The sequence below is a fragment of the Corynebacterium sp. HMSC069E04 genome (genome assembly GCF_001813175.1).
Classification (GTDB): domain Bacteria; phylum Actinomycetota; class Actinomycetes; order Mycobacteriales; family Mycobacteriaceae; genus Corynebacterium; species Corynebacterium aurimucosum.
On sequence record NZ_KV811673.1, the window covers coordinates 1 to 940 of the forward strand.

Sequence of the window (940 nt, forward strand, 5' to 3'; positions counted from 1 at the left end):
GTTTTGTTCCTAGGCATTTGCCTTGATTTCCATTATTTCTTGGGCTGGGTTGGTTTCCCAAAACTCTGACTCAACCTCAGCTGGCGTGCGATAGCCGAGACTTTGGTGAAGCCGTACCTCGTTCCACCAATTAACCCATTCAAACGTCGCGATCTCCACGTCAACCACGCTGTCCCACGACCGCCGATGAATCAGCTCATTTTTGTAGGAACCGTTGACGTTTTCGGCCAAAGCATTGTCATAGGAATCTCCTACTGTCCCGGTAGAGGCAGCAATTCCATACTCAGCCAGCCGTTCGTTGTAGACAATGCTGACGTACTGTGAGCCATGATCTGAATGATGAATCAGCCCCGTTGTTTCCTTCGCGCTGACAATCGCCTGATTAAGCGCCTGCAGCGGCAGCGCCTCGGTACGCATTGAATCAGATAGTGCCCACCCGACGATCCTTCGGGAGAACACGTCGGTAACAAAAGCGGTGTACACGAATCCTTTTCTAGTGCGCACATAAGTAATATCGGCCACCCACAATCGGGCCGGTGCCGGGGCGTTGAACTTGCGATTAACTAAATCAGGACGCAGATCTGGTCCCTTCGGCTTGCGGGTAGTAATAGGAGACTTACCTTTACCTTTGCCTCTGACTCCAGCAAGACGCATCAGGCGTGCGGTCTGCTCACGGCCAATGTCGATTCCTTCACGGCGCAGAGTATGCCACATCTTACGGATGCCGTAGACGCCAAAATTTTCTTCATGGACCTCGGCGATGTGCGCGACTAGAGCAGCGTCACGAAGACTGCGGGCACTCATACCACGGGCTTTTGATTGGCGGTATCCACGGGACGTGATGAAACCGCCAACACGGTGGGTGTTTAACGTCTCGCAAATGAACTCGATGGAGAAACGATCCCGATACTCATCGATGAACCGGATCATTTCCGACGTT

The 940-nt window shown here is 52.6% G+C and carries 1 protein-coding gene; it reads right to left on the reverse strand.

Annotation, left to right across the window (positions count from 1 at the left end; genetic code table 11):
• Positions 1-9: 9 nt before the first annotated feature.
• Positions 10-940, reverse strand: a 931-nt coding sequence (locus HMPREF2896_RS06185; RefSeq protein WP_083311460.1) for an IS3 family transposase, incomplete at its 5' end; no start/stop codon positions are given.